The organism is Ktedonobacter robiniae, from assembly GCF_016587375.1.
Taxonomy (GTDB): domain Bacteria; phylum Chloroflexota; class Ktedonobacteria; order Ktedonobacterales; family Ktedonobacteraceae; genus Ktedonobacter; species Ktedonobacter robiniae.
Genome location: NZ_BNJG01000003.1, coordinates 629582 through 647599 on the forward strand (window position 1 = coordinate 629582; position 18018 = coordinate 647599).

An 18018-nucleotide genomic window follows, 5' to 3' on the forward strand; every position below is an offset into this window, starting at 1 on the left:
CCATAGGTATTACTCTTGCAAGTCGCTTACCGAATGCGGATAATGAGAGAGAGCCTGACTAGCAAGCAATAACAAGGAGTATAGATATGCCTTCGTCTTCCTCTCAGTCAGCCGAGCCTGTACGCGTCGCCGTCGTTGGTTTCGGCCTGGCTGGCTCTGTCTTTCACGCGCCCCTGATCGCCAGTACGCCTGGTATGCGCCTCACGGCCATAGTCACCAGTAATCCTGATCGCCAGCAGCAGGCCAGGGAAAAGTATCCCCAGGCCCAGATCTACTCCCACGTCCAGGATTTATGGAGCGATGCCAGCGAGTATGACCTGGTCGTTATCGCCACAGCCAATCGCGCCCATGTTCCTCTGGGACTGGAGGCCCTGCGCGCCGGGCTGAATGTGGTCATCGATAAACCCATGGCGGCCACGGTCGCCGACGCCGAACAGTTGATCGCGACCAGTAAAGAGACAGGCAAGCTGCTTACCGTCTTCCAGAACCGGCGCTGGGATAATGACTTTCTCACAATCCGCAAACTGCTCAAAGCCAATACCCTGGGGCCTGTGACACGCTTTGAATCGCGCTTCGAGCGCTATCGCCTGCAACCTAAAGTTGGCAACTGGAAAGAATCAGCTGATCCGGCGGATGCGGGTGGTCAGCTCTTCGACCTAGGAAGTCACCTCATAGACCAGGCGCTCTTCCTCTTCGGCAAGCCTGAGAGTGTCTATGCCGAGATGTTCAAACGCCGCGAACATACCCAGGCCGACGATGATAGCTTCGTCGCGCTCCGCTTCTCCACTGGCGTCATCGCCCATCTCTGGGTCAGCCAGGTCGCGCGCCTCTCTGGCCCACGCTTTCTGGTGCGCGGCCTGCTGGGAACCTTTGAGAAATGGGGCCTTGATCCACAGGAAGACGATTTGAAAGCTGGCAAAACGCCCACCAATACGCCTGTATGGGGCCAGGAACCTCGCGAGCGCTGGGGCCACATCGTTAGCGAGATCAATGGTGTAAGCCTCGATGGCCTGGTCGAGAGTGAGTCTGGCAGCTATCCCCTCTTCTACGCCCGTCTACGCGATGCCTTACGCGAAGGCACACAACCTCCAGTCAACCCACGCGAGGTCGTAGAAGTGCTACGCGTCATCGAAGCCGCCCAGAAAAGTGCCCACCAGGGCCGCGTCATCACCCTCTAACAAGGAAAGAAACATGACAGAACAAAACTATGAAGCCCTGCTGCGCGAGCTACGCCAGCAGGAAGAGGAACTCCAGTTTACCAACTTCACGAATGAGACCGCGCTTAAACTTGGCCTGGCCCTCTACGAGGCTGCAAAGCACAAAGGGAAGCCCGTCGCCATCGATATCGTGCGCAACGGCCAGCAACTTTTTCATCTCTCGATGGAGGGGACAGCCAACGACAACAACGAGTGGATTTTGCGCAAGAATCGCGTTGTGACGCGCTTCGGACATAGCTCTTTCTATATCGGGACGTACCTGCGTAGCCAGGGCAAGCGTATCGAGGAGAAATATCTGATCTCAGAGAGCGAGTATGCCGCACATGGTGGAGCCTTCCCCCTGATCATCAAGCATGTGGGCATCGTCGGCACGATTACCGTCTCCGGGCTGCCCCAAGCTGAGGATCATGAACTGGTGACAAGTACCATCCGCAGCTTCCTCTCGGCGCATGCATAAGCGAGGATAATGCTGCGCTGCTAAAGCATGATTCCCCTGTAGTCGCATAGGCCAGTAGCGCGCTACTGGCCTATGCGGCGACTTCTCCATTCTTCATTGACTTCTTTCGTTTTAGCGGATACAATAGGTCACAGAGACATGTCTCTATGATAGGTTATATAGACAGGCATCTCTAAACGAAGCACTTGAAAAATCTAGAAAAGGGGGGCGCTATGTACGAACTGCTCATTCTGGCCCATCTGCTCTATCAGCCCGCGCATGGCTACCTGATCGCCAAAATTATTAACGACATGATTGGTCCCTATGCCAAGTTCAGCAATGGGCGCCTCTATCCTCTCCTGGCCAGGCTGGAAGAAAATGGCTTGCTTGTAGCAGAAGAGCCAGAAAATGAGCATAGTAACCGCCCTTATCGCTCCTACCGAATCACGGATAAAGGGCGGGAGCGCTTTCGCCTCTTAATGCTGGACATAACCTCTAATCCTGGCGAGTACCAGAAGGTTTTTCAGCAAAAGATGCCATTTCTCTCGTTCCTGGCTCCCTCAGAACGCCTCTACCTGATCGATCACTATCTCAATTACTGCCAGGCGCACATCTTGCATCTGCAGAATGAGCGTGAAGATCTGCACCAGCATAGCTCTGGTGATGCGAGCTATGGCTGGAGCCAGCCCTTGCATGACGATATCTTCGAAGGCGTTGATCATCTCATTGCGCACTGGCAACTTGAGTATACCTGGGCACAACACCTGCGCGAACGAGAACTAGCGCGCACGCAAGATGCAACCAACCTACCAGAGCAGACAACGCGCTCATAACCCGGTAATCGCTATAGATACATGCCATAATACCCAAAAAAAGACTTTGACCAATTTTGTTAAGGAGTAACATTTATGTCAGCGGCAGAGAATTCCTCAAGCCCAAATGTGACACCTGGGCGGTGGGAACAACCAACCTTCACGCTGCGCAATGGCAAGGTAGCCAATCCCTGGCTCGCCTTGACAGCGCTCATGTTTGGCTTTTTTATGTCCCTTCTGGATGTAACCATCGTCAATATCGCGCTCTCGGACATTGTGACCAAGCTCAATACCGACCTGACGACGGCGACCTGGGTGCTGAACGCCTATAGCCTGGTGTTTGCCGTGCTGCTGGTCAGTATTGGTCGCTTCGCCGATCAGTTTGGGCGTAAATTGACCTTTATGATCGGTATGGTGGTCTTCAGTCTGGGTTCGCTGCTCTGCGCGATTGCGCCCTCGATCGAGGTGCTTATAGCGGCACGCGCCTTCCAGGCCATAGGCGCGGCAGCCCTCAATCCGATTAGCCTGGCAATTATTATCTCCATCTTCCCGCCCCAGAAGCGTGGTGCAGCCATTGGTGTATGGGGTGCCTCATCAGGTATCGCCTCAGCCATCGGCCCGGTTCTAGGCGGCTTCCTGGTACAGAACTTTGATTGGCGTGCCATCTTCTATGTCAATCTCCCGTTCTGTATTATCGGCCTGATCATGGTCGCGCTTTTCGTACCTGAGACGCGCCAGCCAAGTGTGAGCAAGGGCATCGATCTCCCAGGTCTGCTGACCCTGAGCATCTCCATGTTCTGCCTGGTCCTGGCGATTATGCAGGGCAACACCTGGGGTTGGAACTCACCCACGATTCTGGGCCTCTTCGCCGCAATGATCGTCTGCCTGGTCCTCTTCGTCTTCATTGAGGCAAGGCAGAAGGACCCGATTGTCGACTTCAGCCTCTTCAAGATTCGCAGCTTTACCGCCTCGAATATTTCGATGTTCCTCTTCGGTATCGCCATCCAGGGCGCATTCCTGATGACCGTGCTCTACTACATCAACGCCCAGGGCTATGATCAGCTCAATGCGGCCTATGCCATCCTGCCCATTCCTCTGACCGCCTTTGTCGTCTCGGCACTCTCAGGCGCCTTCAGTCGCTTCCTCAATCCCCGTATCATGGGTACAATAGGCCTGGCGGTGCTGGCAATCGGCTTTACGCTTACCTTCTTCACCAGTGTGGATACCTCCTACCCTGATATGGCCTGGCGCCTGGCGATCCTGGGCATAGGCATGGGCCTCTGCTTTCAGAATTTCCCCGCCTTCGCTCTCTCAGATCTTCCACGCGCCAAGCTAGGTGTGGGCAGTGGTATCTTCAATACCTTCCGCCAGATCGGCTTCGCGCTGGGTATCGCCATCCTGATCGCCGTCTTCACTAATCAGATCACACCCAACATTAACCAGGCGCAACAGAACTCCATCCAGATTGTGAACCAGGATAATAAGCTCCCTCAACAGTTGCGCGACGGTATCGTCACAGGTCTGAAGAAGAGCACCGCCAGCAGTACCGCCTCTGGCGAGGCTGCGACCTCCTCGTCGGCCAATCAAAACTCATTCGACCTGACAAAGCTGGCCGATCAGATTCCCGGTCCCGCGGGACAGGCCCTCAAGCCTGAACTGAAGTCTCTCAACGACAGCATTGCCCGCGAGTTCAAGGCAGGCGCGATCGATACCTTTCGCCTGACCTGGCTCATCTCCGCCATCTTTGCCGCCATCGGAACCATCGTCTCGCTCCTGACCGCCATCGAGCGCCATAAACCCTCCGAGGTCACCGACGGCGAGCCACCCGTCGTCATGGCCGCCCACTAACCCTAAAAACTTTGTAGAGGCTATGGTCGAGTAGCCGCGTACGCCAGTAGCGGGCCCGCTACTGGCGTACGCGGCTACTTGTGTTGTTCCACGTAGCTTCTTGCCAGCTCATAGATCTGTTCGCGCAGCTCCAGTGGCTCCAGGATCTCCACACGTGGGCCGAAGCTGAGCACATAACCACAGGCATCCTCGCGCATCTCAAAATGCAGCAACAGCTCTACACATCCCTGCTTATCGACCTCGCCCATCTGCTCAATCTTCATGGCCCGGCTGGCATGATACAGCCCGTGGACTAGCTCCTCTGGCACGCGCACGCGCACAGTATAGCGCGGCAGATTAGCTTTAAAGGAGCGCATTGATTGTCGCCAGTAGCTCGCCAGGTCGAAATCAATGGGGCGCTGGCATGGCTCCTCCAGCAACTCGGCACTGGCGATACGTGAGACACGATAACTGCGCAACTGCTCATCAACGGCGGCGATGAGGTACCAGATATTCCCCTTGGCGACCAGTCCCAGCGGATCAAGCACGCGCTCAACCACCTCTTCATTGCGCAGATAACCAATACGCAGCCGCCGCTCCTGCCAGACCGCAGCCTGCACGACCGCGAGATGCGGCAGGCTCTCGCCCTCGCTCGTATTCCACCCGGCGGTATCCACATAAATACGCTGGCGCGCATACTCCGCGTCACGCCTCTGCGCGGAGGGTACGGCCGCCAGCAGCTTGATCAAAGCCGCCTCCGAGGCCTTACGCAACCCCAGATCATTCAACAGGCGGTCAGGCTTAATAAAGAAGAGCGCCTGAATCTCGGCCTCATTCAAACCTGTCAGATTAGTGCGATACTCCTCCAGCAGCCCCCAGCCACCCCCATTGCCGCGCTCCGCCACCACGGGAATACCCGCCACGCCCAGGGCCTCCATATCGCGATGAATCGTCCGCTCCGAAACCTCCAACCTCCGCGCCAGCTCCCGCGAGGTCAAACGACTATGTACCTGCAAGAGCAAAAGTATAGAGAGCAAGCGGTCAGCACGCATAGCTTCTCGTCCCTCCTTCCCATACATTCATATTCTTACTCTCTATTGTAACAGCAAAATATGCCAGCCTATGTCTTATTTGAGATCATAAACATTCTGGCGCCCCTATAGATGTAAGACCCACCCTTCAGAATCACTACTTTTTTCTCTTGCATGAGCGTGGGGAACAAGCAACCATCCCTTCACTTCATATATATCTCTGGCCACATTGCCCCCTTCCTGACAGAAGATGTCAGGTTACCCCTTGTATACTTCTCACTGTTGCTGTGGTTCTCACAACCATGCGCTTCCCCTAATCCTACGTCATCACCTTACGCTTAGCTATACACCTGACAATATAGACCCTGGGGACGCGTTGTCTCCGCCAGGACACTAAGGAGGTTGTCCGACATATGCACGACGTTCAACAATTAGATACTGATATGAAGTTGGAAGATATGCCCAGGGGCAAAGATTTAAAGCCATATGAAGCACAGCCTGGAGGAGTGCAGCTCCATCCCCATATCGAGATGCTTATGGGCTTGAATCCCGGTCTCAAGGGGAAGGCCAGTCAGAAACGCCAGGCCTATGTGGAGGAGAGCCTGGAGGTACATGTTGAGCCAGAGCAGATCTTTGTTCGTGGTGCGCAACAGCACAATCTCAAGAACATTGATGTGGCAATTCCGCGCAACAAGTTCGTGGTGCTAACAGGTGTGAGCGGGAGCGGTAAGTCTTCGCTGGCCTTCGATACCATTTACGCCGAGGGGCAGCGCCGCTATGTGGAGAGCCTTTCGCCCTTTGTACGCCACTACCTGGATAAGGTCGAGAAGCCGAAAGTCGACTTCATCTATGGTCTCAGTCCAGCCGTGGCTATCGAGCAGAAGACGGTGAGCAAGAATCCACGCTCAAACGTTGGAACCATTACCGAGGTCATTAACTACCTCCGCCTGCTCTACTCGCGCATCGGCATAGCACACTGTACGAAGTGCGGCACAGTCGTTCAATCACACCTGCCCAGCGAGATCGCGCGCCGCGTCGCCGCGCTCCCAGCTGGGACACCCTTTCGCCTGCTCGCTCCTCTAGGCCAGGACAGCCACAACACCCTCATCCAGCAAGCCATACGTGATGGCTATACACACGCCCGCGTCGATGGCGCACCCGAGGTCACGCTCGTCGATATCCGTCTTGAGGAGCATGAGTCACATACCATCGAGCTGCTGATCATGCGCGAGAGCGTCCCCGCTTCCCGGGATGATGCCTGGCATGAGCGTTTGCTGGCAGCCGTCAAGCGCGCGATGCAACTGGGTGGAGGTTCGCTGGTAGTTGATCTCTATCATGGCCATGAGGCGATCTTGAGTGAGCAGCGACGGTGTGGCCACTGCGGGACGCCCTTCCCTGAACTACTCTCCTCACACTTTAGCCCTAACTCGCCCTTTGGCATGTGCCAGGCCTGCAATGGCCTGGGGACAAGCCTGGAGGTCGATCCAACCTTGCTGATTGAAGACCCCAACCTCTCGTTGCTGGATGGAGCGCTGCGCTGGTTTGGCAACGTGCGTAAGAAGGGTGTCAACTATACGACCTCCGTCTTGATGTCGCTAGCGGAGCACTATCAGATCGATCTAGAGCTTCCCTGGCAAGAACTGCCTCAGCACTTTCGCGATGTGCTCATCTATGGATCGGGCACTGAGGAGATCGAGTTCAATCTCTCCTTCTCGCAGGCAAATAACAATGGGAGCTGGACTCATAACCGCGTTGAGAGCTACCCCGGCATCATTGAGGAACTCAATCGCCGCTTCCATCAGACCAGCTCGGAAAACATGAAGAACTGGTATACCAGCTATATGAGCCAGCAGGCCTGCCCAGCCTGCCAGGGAACACGCCTCTCACCTGAAGTGCGAGGTGTCACCCTCGCCGGGCGCAACATCAGCGAGATCGGCGAGATGACCATCGACCAACTGCTCTCCTGGCTCAACGAACTCTATGAGACCCTCGACGAAGAGCCGCTACTGATCGCGAGCGAGATCCTTAAGGAAACTCGCCAGCGTATTCAGTTTATGCTCAATGTCGGACTGCACTACCTGACTCTCAACCGATCCGCGCCCACGCTCTCCGGCGGCGAGGGACAACGTATTCGCCTGGCGAGCCAATTGAGCTGTGGCCTGGTCGGCGTCCTCTATGTCCTGGATGAGCCATCCATCGGACTCCACGCCCGCGACCAGCACACCCTGCTCAACACCCTGCTCCAGCTACGCGACATGGGCAACACCGTCCTGGTTGTCGAACACGACGAGGAGACTATGCGTAGCGCGGACTGGCTGATCGACATGGGTCCCGGCGCCGGTATCCTGGGCGGCGAGGTCGTGGTTGCCGATACCCCTGAGCGCGTCGCCGCTCACGAGACCTCGCTCACCGGGCGCTACCTGAGCAACCAGCTACGTATCACCTCGCCTCGGGGAAAGAACAGGCGCGCTCCCGCACAGGGCTGGCTTACGATCAAGAACACCACTTTGCATAACCTGAAGCACGTGGATGGACGCTTCCCGCTTGGCCTGCTGACCTGTGTGACAGGTGTCAGCGGCAGTGGCAAGAGTAGCCTGGTCAATGGCACGATCTATCCTGCGCTGATGCAGGCGCTACACAATACACAGGAGCCTGCGGGGCCGTTTGACACACTGGAGGGCATCGAGCGCCTGAACAAGGTCATCAACATTACGCAGGAGCCTATCGGGCGCACGCCGCGCTCCAATCCCGCCACCTATGTTGGCATCTTCGACGATATACGCGCCCTCTTCGCCAGGACAGAGTTGGCGCGAGAACGCGGCTATAAGGCCGACCGCTTTAGCTTCAATGTCGAGGGTGGGCGCTGCGAGAGCTGCAAGGGTCATGGACAGCATGTGGTGGAGATGCACTTCCTGGCCGATGTCTGGGTACCCTGCAAAGAGTGCAATGGAAAACGCTTCAACAGCGAGACGCTGGCGGTGAGTTACCAGGGCAAGAACATTCACGAGGTCCTTAACCTGGACGTTCAGGAGGCACTGGCCTTCTTCGCCAACGTTCCCAAGATCGCGCGTGTACTCCAGACGCTGCACGATGTGGGCCTGGACTACATCAAACTGGGTCAGAGCGCCACGACCTTTAGCGGAGGCGAGGCTCAGCGCATCAAGCTCGCCAAAGAGCTCAGCCGCGTCTCCACCGGGCGCACACTCTATATCCTGGACGAGCCCACCACTGGCCTGCACTTCGCCGATGTACAGCGCCTACTTGATGTATTGCACCGCCTGGTCGAGCTCGGTAACACCATCATCGTCATTGAGCACAACATGGATATCATCAGGAATGCCGACTGGCTCATCGACATGGGTCCCGAAGGTGGCCACAACGGCGGCTACATCATCGCCGAAGGCACCCCCGAACAAGTCGCCCAGGTAACAGCAAGCCACACTGGACACTTCCTGTAAAAATCACAGGTCATAAATACAATGGCCAAAAGAACAGGCTCTCCTGTTCTTTCAGCCATGGCAATGTATATGCAAAACGCGATATAATGTCACCAGTTGATCGCGTTCTTCGTGAAGAAGGTGGACGTTTAGGGTAGGTGTGAGGTCGAGGGGGTCGCTAGCGCTGGCCCCTCGACCTCACACCTACCCCGACTCGACATGCACTTTCGCTTCGCGAAGAAATGTTGATAAACTGTGTTTCCGTTTAAAAAGACACATGGATAGAGAACAAAGGAGAAAATGTTATGGCATTTCAACTTCCACCTCTCCCCTACGATTACCAGGCTCTGGAGCCATACATCGATACCCAGACGATGCAGATCCACCATGATAAGCATCATGCCACCTATGTCAGCAACCTGAACGCGGCCCTCGAAGGGCACGAGTTCGCCAGCATGGCCGTTGAGCAGGTTCTCGCCCGCCTCAACGAGGTTCCCGAGGCCAAGCGCACCGCCGTCCGCAACAATGGTGGCGGTCACGCGAACCACACCCTCTTCTGGGAGACCATGACCCCTGGTGGCAGCAAGGAGCCTACCGGCGCCCTGGTTCAGGCCATCACCAGCACCTTTGGCTCTTTTGATGCCTTCAAGGCGGCTTTTAATGATGCCGGTGCCAAGCGCTTCGGCTCTGGCTGGGCCTGGCTCGTGCTGAACAAGAATGGTCAGCTCGAAGTTACCAGCACCCCCAACCAGGATAGCCCCCTGCTGGACGGCAACGTTCCTCTGCTCGGCAACGACGTGTGGGAGCATGCCTACTACCTGAAGTATCAGAACCGCCGCCCCGAGTATCTGAGCGCGTGGTGGAACGTGGTCAACTGGGATATCGTTGGTCGCCGCTTCGAGCAGGCAACCAATCGCTAGATTTAAAATCCAGTGAAGCAAAAAAGAGGTTGGGCTTTTGCCCAACCTCTTTTTTGCTTCACTGGATTCGATTACACTCCCAGGTCGTAGAGCTGCTCATATTGCAGGTTGAGGTCGTTGGTGGCTTGCCAGAGGGCGGCGAGAGCCTTACGGATATTGCTGTTGGCGCAAGGCGGGAGATCGTCCCGGCTGGCGAGCTGCTTGAGGGTTTCGTAGGCGCCGAGAAGTTCTTGCTCCGCCGGGCTGAGGGGCTGCCCCAGCAGGTCCTCAGGTGTTGTGGATGTGGTCATACTTCTTCTCCTCTGCTGCTAGCAGCTAGCTGTACTGTGCGATGGGGCGGCTATCGATGAGACGTCGGGCCTTGAGTTCAAAGTGGGGGAGCTGGCCGTACTCCATACGCTCCAGGTTGAAGCGTAGCCCCTCGTGGGCGTTGGAGAGGTCACGCGCCAGGCTCGGCTGCAAGCGCTCCCACTCGCCCTCGCGCCCAGGCTTGATCTCCAACCTGATGGTGATTTCATCCTGAATCTCGTCCTTGCGCCAGATGTAGATCTGGAACTCGTCGATGGCGTCGTATTCACGTACAATCGCTTCCACAGCGCGGGGATAGACGTTGGTGCCGCGAATAAGTTTCATATCGTCCCAACGCCCGCGAATGCCGCCCTCGTAGATATCATAGGTGCGCCCACAGTCACACAGGCTGGCGGGAACCTTCATCACCATGTCTTTGGTACGATAGCGAATGGCGGGGATGAAGCCGCGCCCAAAGGAGGTGACGACACGCTCGCCCAGTTCGCCATAGCCTACAGGCTCGCCCGTATGGGGATCAAGCACCTCTTCGATGAAATGATCCTCAATGATATGCGTCCCGCCAGGCTGGTGCGCGCACTCAAAGATCATGATAGTTCCCACCTCAGTCATGCCCGCCGTATCGCCACATTTGGCACCCCAGGCCGTCTCCAACTGTTGCTTGACCGCTGGAATTGAGCCTGCGGGTTCGCCAGAGAGGATCAGTTTGTCGACCTTGCTCTCTTGGGCGAGATCGATGCCCATCTCGCTGGCCTTCTGCCACATGTGTAGAGCATAGGTTGGCGTGGAACAGATGGTGGTAGCCCCCATCTCAACGATCTGCTTGATACGCGCCTCTGTCGTCTGCGCGCCTCCTGGAATAACCAGCGCACCGATCTTCTCACAAGCATAGTGTGCGCCCCAGAAGCCAATAAAAGAGCCGTAACCAAAGGCGAAATACACTGTATCCTCCGGGCGCACACCGAAGCCCCACAGGCCATAGCACCACATCTCACCGATCCAGTCCCAGTCTTTCATACTATCCAGCACACGTAGTGGCACACGGCCCGAGGTACCAGAGGTCAGATGATAACGAATGGCGTTGCGCTGTTCGCTCGCCAGCATATCGCCGAAGAGGGGCCGTTCAACCTGCGAGGCCATCCACTCCTCGCGCGTCATCATGGGGATGCGTCGGATATCATCGAGCGTCTTGAGCTGTTCAGGATGAAAGTTCGCGGCCTCGAAGCGCCGTTTGTGAAAGGGAGCCTTGGTGTAGGCCCACTCACAGAGGCGGCGCAGCTTTACAAGCTGGAGCGCCTGCAGTTCCTCACGTGGGCGAGTCTCGTTCTTGGGATTCCAGTAGTCCGCGTAGGCCATATAGATGTCCCTCCTATTGCCCGAGAGAGCGAAATACCAGGAGCACCCTCCCGGATGACGGCTAACGCTCGCGTCCAACCAGATCGCGGGCGATAATCACGCGCTGAATATGGCTGGTTCCCTCATAGATTTGTAGACCCTTGATATCGCGGTAGTGGCGTTCAACGGGATATTCATTGGAGTAGCCACGATTGCCATGTAGGAGCACGGCCTCAGAGGCGGCGCGCATTGCCGCCTCGGTGGCGAAGAGCTTGGCGATGGAGGTCGCGCGCATCGCGGGCAGACCACAGTCCTTGGTCCAGGCAGCGCGGTAGGTTAGCAGGCGGGCCGCGTCAACATCTGCCGCCATGTCGGCCAGCGTCCCCTGGAGCATCTGGAAGTCGGCCAATCGTTGCCCAAACTGGCGACGCTGCCTGGTATAATCGACGCAGGCATCAAGGCAGGCTTGAGCGATGCCGACCGCGCCCGAAGCCACCCCTATGCGCCCACACTCCAGGGCCGACATAGCGATGGCGAAACCCTGACCGGGTTCACCCAGCAGCGCCAACCTGGGGACGCGGCACTCCTTAAAGGTGATGCGGGCGTGTTCAGAGGCGCGATGGCCCAGCTCTTTGTTTGGCATGGGATCACGCTGGCAACCTGGGGGATTACCCTCCAACAGAAAGGCGCAGATGCCCTTGTGGCGCAGTCCGCGATCCAGCGTGGCAAAGACAATCGCGGTGGTGGCGCTTAGACCATTAGTGATCCAGATCTTCTCACCATTGAGGACGTAGCTATCCCCCTCCTCGCGTGCCGTGGTCTCCATGCTCGCGGCATCTGACCCCGCGTTGACCTCGGTCAGGGCATAGCAGCCAATCGACTCACCACTGGCGAGGCGTGGCAGGATGTGCCGCTTCTGCTCTTCGCTGCCCCAGTTCTGAATACAGAGCGCGACCAATCCGGCATGGACCGTCAGAAAGCCGCGCACCGAGGCGTCCACGCGCCCCAGTTCTTCACAGAGGAGCGCGTAGCTCACAAAATCCAGGCCCGCGCCGCCATACTCTCGCCCCACCGGTCCCGCCAGAAAACCCAGTTCCCCCATGCGTTTTACAAGATGCATAGGAAACTCGCCCGTCTCATCGGCGGCCCGTGCCACTGGCGCAACCTCTTCTTGGGCGAAGCGACAAGCAGCCTCCTGTACCCGCTGTTGCTCCTGATTTAATGCAAAATCCATGATCGGTGCTCCTTTGCCCGCTACTTGCGTACGCGGCTACGTGACCAATGCCAAGCCAACGTGGCCCTGCGAAACAGCAACCCAGGCTTTACAATGCCAGCCAGAGTAGGCACGTACGTAAGTAGCGCAACTATGCCTCCAATACGGCGATGCCTTCGATCTCGATCAGGGCTTCGTCTTGAAAGAAGCGCGAGATTTCTAGCAGGGCAGTCGCGGGATAGTAGCGGCCAAAGAAGGAGCGATGGACCCGGCCCAGGGTCTTGAGGTGCAGACGGTAGAGATCGCGGTCACGCACAAAAATAGTCATCTTTACAATCTGCTGCATACTTCCACCCGCTGACTCCACCACTGTTTTAAGGTTGCGCAAGACCTGCTCATACTGGGCCACGATATCGCCTGGAGCGACGATCTGACCCTCTGGATCGCTGGCCGTTTGCCCGGCCAGAAAGAGGAGCTTCCCACCCGAGGAGATGACGCCATGACTAAACCCGCTTGGCTGCGCCAGCTCAGGCGGATTCACAAGCTCTTTGTGCATAGAGGCCTCTCTGACTCTAATTCACAACGTTGGTTAATGAATGTATTATAACTTCCTTTTATACACTGCTTCAAGTGAGACTTTTTAATACAGGGCTTTTCAGTTCTTGCCTCGGCTCGCGGCGTTCGGGTGTGTGTGAGTGGAAAGCGGCGCCTTGCCCGCTTTCCACCCACACCCCCATGAGCGCCGCAGGCGCGAAGATTCTGTTACAATAACACATGGAAAAACTATCGCTCTCAATGAATACATAGACATAAGACAGGATGGCGCACACATTGACTAAAAAACGTGAACAGAGAGAACTTACTATTGCAAGAAAGCGCCTCGACTTGCGAGCTGACTGTGAGCGCTGCTTCGCGCTATGCTGTGTCGCACCCGCCTTCTCAGCCTCGGTAGATTTCGCAATCAATAAAAACGCTGGGCAAGTCTGTCCCAATCTGCAGGCGAACTTTCGCTGCGGCATTCACACGCGCCTCAGACAGCAGGGCTTTCGGGGCTGCACAGTGTACGACTGCTTCGGCGCTGGGCAAAAGGTATCCCAGGTTACCTTCGGTGGCCAGGACTGGCGACAGGCTCCACAAAACGCCCGGCAGATGTTCGCAGTCTTCCCAGTCATGCGAGACCTGCATGAGCTACTCTGGTATCTGAGTGAAGCCCTGACGCTGCAACCAGCCAGCCCGCTCCACCAGGAACTTAGCCTTGCGCTGGGAGAAACCGAACGCCTCACACACAACAGCCCCGATGTCCTTATAAAGCTGGACGTGGCGACCCACCAGCAAGAGATTAATAACCTGCTGCTACGCGCGAGCGAACTGGTACGGGCCGACTTCAAGTATAAGAATAAAGAGCTCAGAGGGGCTGATCTGATCGGAGCCAAACTTAGAGGCGCCGATCTCAGGGGCGCCAACTTGCGTGGAGCATATCTTATTGGGGCTGACCTCAGAGACGCCGACCTGCGCCTGGCCGACCTGATCGGGGCCGATTTCAGGGATGCTGATCTCAGGGGCGCCAATCTCACTGGGAGCCTCTTTCTCATTCAGTCCCAACTCGACTCAGCCAGGGGCAACAGCGAAACGAGACTGCCAGCATCCCTCATACACCCAACACATTGGCAAACCTTAAAAACCACACACGTATACTTTCACTCTTGAGCACCAGAGGCGCAAAAGCAAAATTTGAGAAACCTTGTGAAAGGCTAGTATTTGCTTGACAGTATCATGAACATGATGCTACTCTAAGCTCACAGACAAATTTCACTACAGACAGAGGCTGCAATGATTGCACACTATTGACGCTGACACGCGCTAGCCAGCACATCTTCTAGCATTCTCCTCCAGGCAGATAGAACATATTTCGCAATCTGTCGCATATATCTTTGTGTCTCTTACTTCTTCAAAGTCTACCTCCCTCGTGGGCCACCTCCATTCTCACCTCTATCAACACCCCCCATTCACAATTCTCATCAACAATTTCCATTAATTGACTACAAGAAAGGCAAATATATTACAATGCAACAACTTCATATCGCCCTGCTTCAGATGACTTCATGTGATAGGGACCAGGCAGCCAATCTTGTGAAAGGTGAGCTATTTTGTCGCCGGGCACAAGCCATGGGTGCAGACATCGCGCTCTTCCCCGAGATGTGGAATGTAGGCTATTCACCCGCCCAGCCTCTTCCTGAGGGAGCGAACACACCTGAAGATGATCTGTGGAAAGCGCCCGAGAAATGGCAGAACCGCGAAGAGTTAGCCGCTCGTGGTATGCCCGACCCGGACATCGTCTGGCAGGGGCAGGCCATTGCTCGCGATAGCTCCTTTATTCGCCACTTTCAACAGCTCGCGCGTGAACTCCAGATGGCTATTGCCCTTACCTACCTGGAGGCATGGCCTGGCGCTCCACGCAACAGCGTCTCCTTAATCGATCGCCATGGCGAGATCGTTCTGACCTATGCCAAAATGCATACCTGTGCCTTTAGCTGGAACGAAGCAGCTCTGACACCCGGCGATACCGTTGAAGTCTGCTTGCTGGACACAGCTCAAGGCCCTATTCAAGTGGGAGCCATGATCTGCTATGATCGCGAATTCCCTGAGACCGCACGCCTGCTTATGTTACAGGGGGCCGAGATTATCCTGGTACCCAACGCCTGTGACCTGGAGATTAATCGGCTGACACAATTTCGCACTCGGGCCTACGAAAACATGGTTGGTGTCGCAATGGCTAACTATGCCGCGCCCCAGAATAATGGCCACTCAATAGCCTTCGATGGGATCGCTTATGGCCCACAGGGATCGCGGGATATGCTCTTGATCGAGGCTGGTGAGGGCGAGGGCATCTACATAGCAAGTTTTGACCTGGAAGCCCTGCGCGACTTCCGTCTACGCGAGGCCCTGGGCAATACCTTCCGTCGCCCTCACCTCTATGGCGCTCTCACTGAGACACAAACTCAATATCCATTCATTCGCGTCAATGCCCAGGGCAAACACTTCAAAGAGTAACGCATAATAGAAAACAGTATTGGTGGTTTGCGTACGCAAACCACCAATACTGTTTATATCCGAGCACCATAGGTACGAAGAGACAGTGTGAGCGATCTCGGCCCTGGATGTCGTATGATAGATTCAGCAAAAGCGATATAACAGCAGGAATCGCCGCCAGAGTGTGAGCGATTCCGTCTCTGGCTGAAGGATAGGCCAGGGTGTGATTGATAGCGTTTCTAGCAGACTCAGTGTTGAGAAGCAAACAAGTAAGAACGGAGACGTTACCATGAGTGTATTAGATCTATTTCGCCTGGATGGAAAGACAGCCATCATCACCGGCGGCGGTCGGGGACTGGGAGAATATTTCGCGGAGGCGCTCTCAGAGGTAGGAGCCAACGTCGTGCTCTGCTCGCGTAAGCTCGCAGCCTGCGAGGAGGTCGCACGCGAGATTACGGCCAAAGGCGGCAAAGCCCTGGCCCTCGAATGTGATATCACTAAACCAGAGGATGTCGAGCGCGTCGTCACTGCCACCCAGGAACACTTTGGCGCCATCGATATCCTGGTCAATAACAGCGGTGCCACCTGGGGCGCGCCCGCCGAGGAGATGCCCCTGGATAAGTTCCAGCACGTGATCGATGTCAATATCAAAGGCACCTTCCTGATGAGCCAGCTCGTAGGAAAAAACATGATCGCGCGTGGCAAGGGTGGCACCATCATTAACATAGCCTCCGTGGCCGGACTGACCGGTGGGCACCCCAAGTATATGCGCGCAGCAGGCTACCACGCCAGCAAGGCCGCCATCATCAATATGACACGTGACCTGGCCACGAGCTGGGCGCAATACGGCATCACCGTCAACGGTATCGCACCTGGCTGGTTCCCCACACGTATGTCGCAAGGTCTGCTCGCCAAGTTCGGCGAACAGATGCAGGAGGGTATCCCCCTGGCCCGCTTCGGCGCACCCGATGACATAAAAGGTGTGATCGTTCTGCTTGCCTCGCCCGCCGCAGCCTATATGACGGGTCAGACCATCGTCGTCGATGGCGGCTCTACGGCCTGGTAAACAAACAGAGATATTGAGAGGAGAGAAGCTATGTCCAGTAGCGAGTTACGCCAGGCCCTACTAACACGGTTGGGACGCTTTCCAGAGCATGTCCCCCTCGAGCCAGTCTTTAGTAGTTCCATAGACGAGGGCGACTACACACGTATAGCCCTGACCTACATGGTAGAACACAGCGAACGCGTGCCCGCATGGCTTCTCATACCCAAAGGAGATGCTCCTCAGGGTGGTTGGCCCGCAATACTGGCTATTCATCAGCACGCAGGCCAGTTCGAGCTAGGGAAATCCGAACCTGCTGGAGTAGTTGGTGATCCCATATATTTCTACGGCCAGGAACTCTGCCGCCGTGGCTATATCGTACTCTGCCCTGATCAATTGTGCTTCGAGGATCGTCGGCCCTCAGAGGAAGAGCGCCAGGCGCACTACGCGCTCAACGGCATGAATTATGAACGCTTCGAGTTCACCAAACGCCTCCTCTCCGGCTCAAACTTACAGGCAAAGTATCTTCATGATCTCTCCTGCGGCCTCGATCTCCTCTCTTCCCTACCAGACGTAAATCGCTCACGCCTGGGTGCTATCGGCCATTCGCTCGGTGGACAGGAGACACTCTGGCTTACCTGGTACGACGAACGGATACGCGCCGCCGTCTCCTCCTGTGGCTTTGGCCTGCTAAGCACCATCCTGCGCGACAATATCAATCATAATTTCGCTGCCTATATCCCCGGCATGCTCGAAATAGGCGACATGGACGCCCTTGTAGCCTCCCTGGCCCCGCGCCCCTTCATGCTTACAGCAGGCGAGCACGATCCCCTTTTCCCTATAGATGGAGTACGAGCCCTGGCCAAACACGCCCAGCAAGCCTACTCTCAGGCAGGTGTGCCCGACCACTTCCAGGCCCTCATCTTCCCTGCTGGGCACAGTTTCCCCTCTAATGTCAAAGCCGAAGCCTACGCCTTCCTTGATCGCTGGTTACAAGATACTTAATCTGAAAAAGAACTCTGGTATGATGGCGAAACGGAATCGCTCACACTTCTTACACACACCTTCGCCACGCTTTTTGCCCGGCTAAGCGACGAACATCTCGCCCAGGTCACAACCGATTGGGCTGCTGAATTTAACTACCAGCAACCCATAATCTATGCTCCAGCCTATAAGGCACTCTATGAGCTACGCGACATAGCGAGCCATGCTATCAATCACAGATTATCGATTGTGATATATCTACTCGGGGATTCAGATTTTTGATAAGTGTGATCTATAGCATTTACGGCATACTGCTTCAGGCTGGCCTGAATATCTCCTTTACAAGTTCACATGCTGAAGAGACTCATCGCACAGGCAAAAAATGCAGGCAGGCAGCGTTATGGATATGAAGAACAAAAGGACTCTAA

The 18018-nt window shown here is 55.9% G+C and carries 15 protein-coding genes; 10 read left to right on the top strand and 5 right to left on the bottom strand.

What is annotated here, in order from left to right; genetic code table 11:
* Nucleotides 1-86: 86 nt before the first annotated feature.
* The 4 genes from JMJ04_RS35375 (at nucleotide 87) to JMJ04_RS35390 (ending at nucleotide 4313) form a co-directional block, all read left to right on the top strand.
* The gene (locus JMJ04_RS35375) at nucleotides 87-1178 is read left to right on the top strand and encodes a Gfo/Idh/MocA family oxidoreductase (protein ID WP_201375078.1); all 1092 of its coding nucleotides are present in this window, start codon (nucleotides 87-89) and stop codon (nucleotides 1176-1178) included.
* Nucleotides 1179-1191: 13 nt separating this feature from the next.
* Entirely contained in the window at nucleotides 1192-1674 is a 483-nt protein-coding gene (locus JMJ04_RS35380) for a heme-degrading domain-containing protein (RefSeq protein WP_201375079.1), read from the top strand.
* 212 nt (nucleotides 1675-1886) lie between these two features.
* Complete coding sequence (locus JMJ04_RS35385) at nucleotides 1887-2486, top strand: PadR family transcriptional regulator (protein WP_201375080.1); 600 nt, start codon at nucleotides 1887-1889, stop codon at nucleotides 2484-2486.
* Nucleotides 2487-2561: 75 nt separating this feature from the next.
* On the top strand, nucleotides 2562-4313 hold the full coding sequence (locus tag JMJ04_RS35390) for a DHA2 family efflux MFS transporter permease subunit (RefSeq protein ID WP_201375081.1): 1752 nt from the start codon (nucleotides 2562-2564) through the stop codon (nucleotides 4311-4313).
* Between the two features lie 74 nt (nucleotides 4314-4387).
* Here the strand turns inward: JMJ04_RS35390 and JMJ04_RS35395 are convergent, their stop codons facing one another.
* Nucleotides 4388-5344 (bottom strand): helix-turn-helix transcriptional regulator, encoded by a 957-nt coding sequence (locus tag JMJ04_RS35395; protein WP_201375082.1) that lies wholly within the window; start codon nucleotides 5342-5344, stop codon nucleotides 4388-4390.
* 392 nt (nucleotides 5345-5736) lie between these two features.
* On the opposite strand from JMJ04_RS35395, the gene uvrA reads away from it, so the two are divergent.
* The gene (gene uvrA, locus JMJ04_RS35400) at nucleotides 5737-8781 is read left to right on the top strand and encodes an excinuclease ABC subunit UvrA (protein ID WP_201375083.1); all 3045 of its coding nucleotides are present in this window, start codon (nucleotides 5737-5739) and stop codon (nucleotides 8779-8781) included.
* A gap of 284 nt (nucleotides 8782-9065) precedes the next feature.
* Entirely contained in the window at nucleotides 9066-9680 is a 615-nt protein-coding gene (locus JMJ04_RS35405; protein ID WP_201375084.1) for a superoxide dismutase, read from the top strand.
* A gap of 71 nt (nucleotides 9681-9751) precedes the next feature.
* On the opposite strand, the gene JMJ04_RS35410 is transcribed toward JMJ04_RS35405, so the two are convergent.
* From JMJ04_RS35410 to JMJ04_RS35425, 4 genes are all read right to left on the bottom strand, one after another.
* The gene (locus tag JMJ04_RS35410; protein WP_201375085.1) at nucleotides 9752-9970 is read right to left on the bottom strand and encodes a hypothetical protein; all 219 of its coding nucleotides are present in this window, start codon (nucleotides 9968-9970) and stop codon (nucleotides 9752-9754) included.
* Between the two features lie 25 nt (nucleotides 9971-9995).
* Nucleotides 9996-11342 (bottom strand): phenylacetate--CoA ligase family protein, encoded by a 1347-nt coding sequence (locus tag JMJ04_RS35415; RefSeq protein WP_201375086.1) that lies wholly within the window; start codon nucleotides 11340-11342, stop codon nucleotides 9996-9998.
* 61 nt (nucleotides 11343-11403) lie between these two features.
* Complete coding sequence (locus JMJ04_RS35420; RefSeq protein ID WP_201375087.1) at nucleotides 11404-12555, bottom strand: acyl-CoA dehydrogenase family protein; 1152 nt, start codon at nucleotides 12553-12555, stop codon at nucleotides 11404-11406.
* A gap of 130 nt (nucleotides 12556-12685) precedes the next feature.
* Entirely contained in the window at nucleotides 12686-13090 is a 405-nt protein-coding gene (locus tag JMJ04_RS35425; RefSeq protein WP_201375088.1) for a RidA family protein, read from the bottom strand.
* A gap of 275 nt (nucleotides 13091-13365) precedes the next feature.
* Between JMJ04_RS35425 and JMJ04_RS35430 the strand changes: the two genes are divergently transcribed.
* From JMJ04_RS35430 to JMJ04_RS35445, 4 genes are all read left to right on the top strand, one after another.
* Complete coding sequence (locus JMJ04_RS35430) at nucleotides 13366-14241, top strand: pentapeptide repeat-containing protein (protein WP_236038797.1); 876 nt, start codon at nucleotides 13366-13368, stop codon at nucleotides 14239-14241.
* Between the two features lie 357 nt (nucleotides 14242-14598).
* Entirely contained in the window at nucleotides 14599-15585 is a 987-nt protein-coding gene (locus JMJ04_RS35435; RefSeq protein WP_201375090.1) for a carbon-nitrogen hydrolase family protein, read from the top strand.
* Between the two features lie 268 nt (nucleotides 15586-15853).
* A complete protein-coding gene (locus tag JMJ04_RS35440; RefSeq protein ID WP_201375091.1) occupies nucleotides 15854-16630 on the top strand; it encodes an SDR family oxidoreductase in 777 nt (258 codons plus the stop codon).
* 30 nt (nucleotides 16631-16660) lie between these two features.
* Nucleotides 16661-17611, top strand: coding sequence for an alpha/beta hydrolase family protein (locus JMJ04_RS35445; RefSeq protein WP_201375092.1), 951 nt, complete (start codon nucleotides 16661-16663; stop codon nucleotides 17609-17611).
* The last annotated feature ends 407 nt before the right edge of the window (nucleotides 17612-18018 follow it).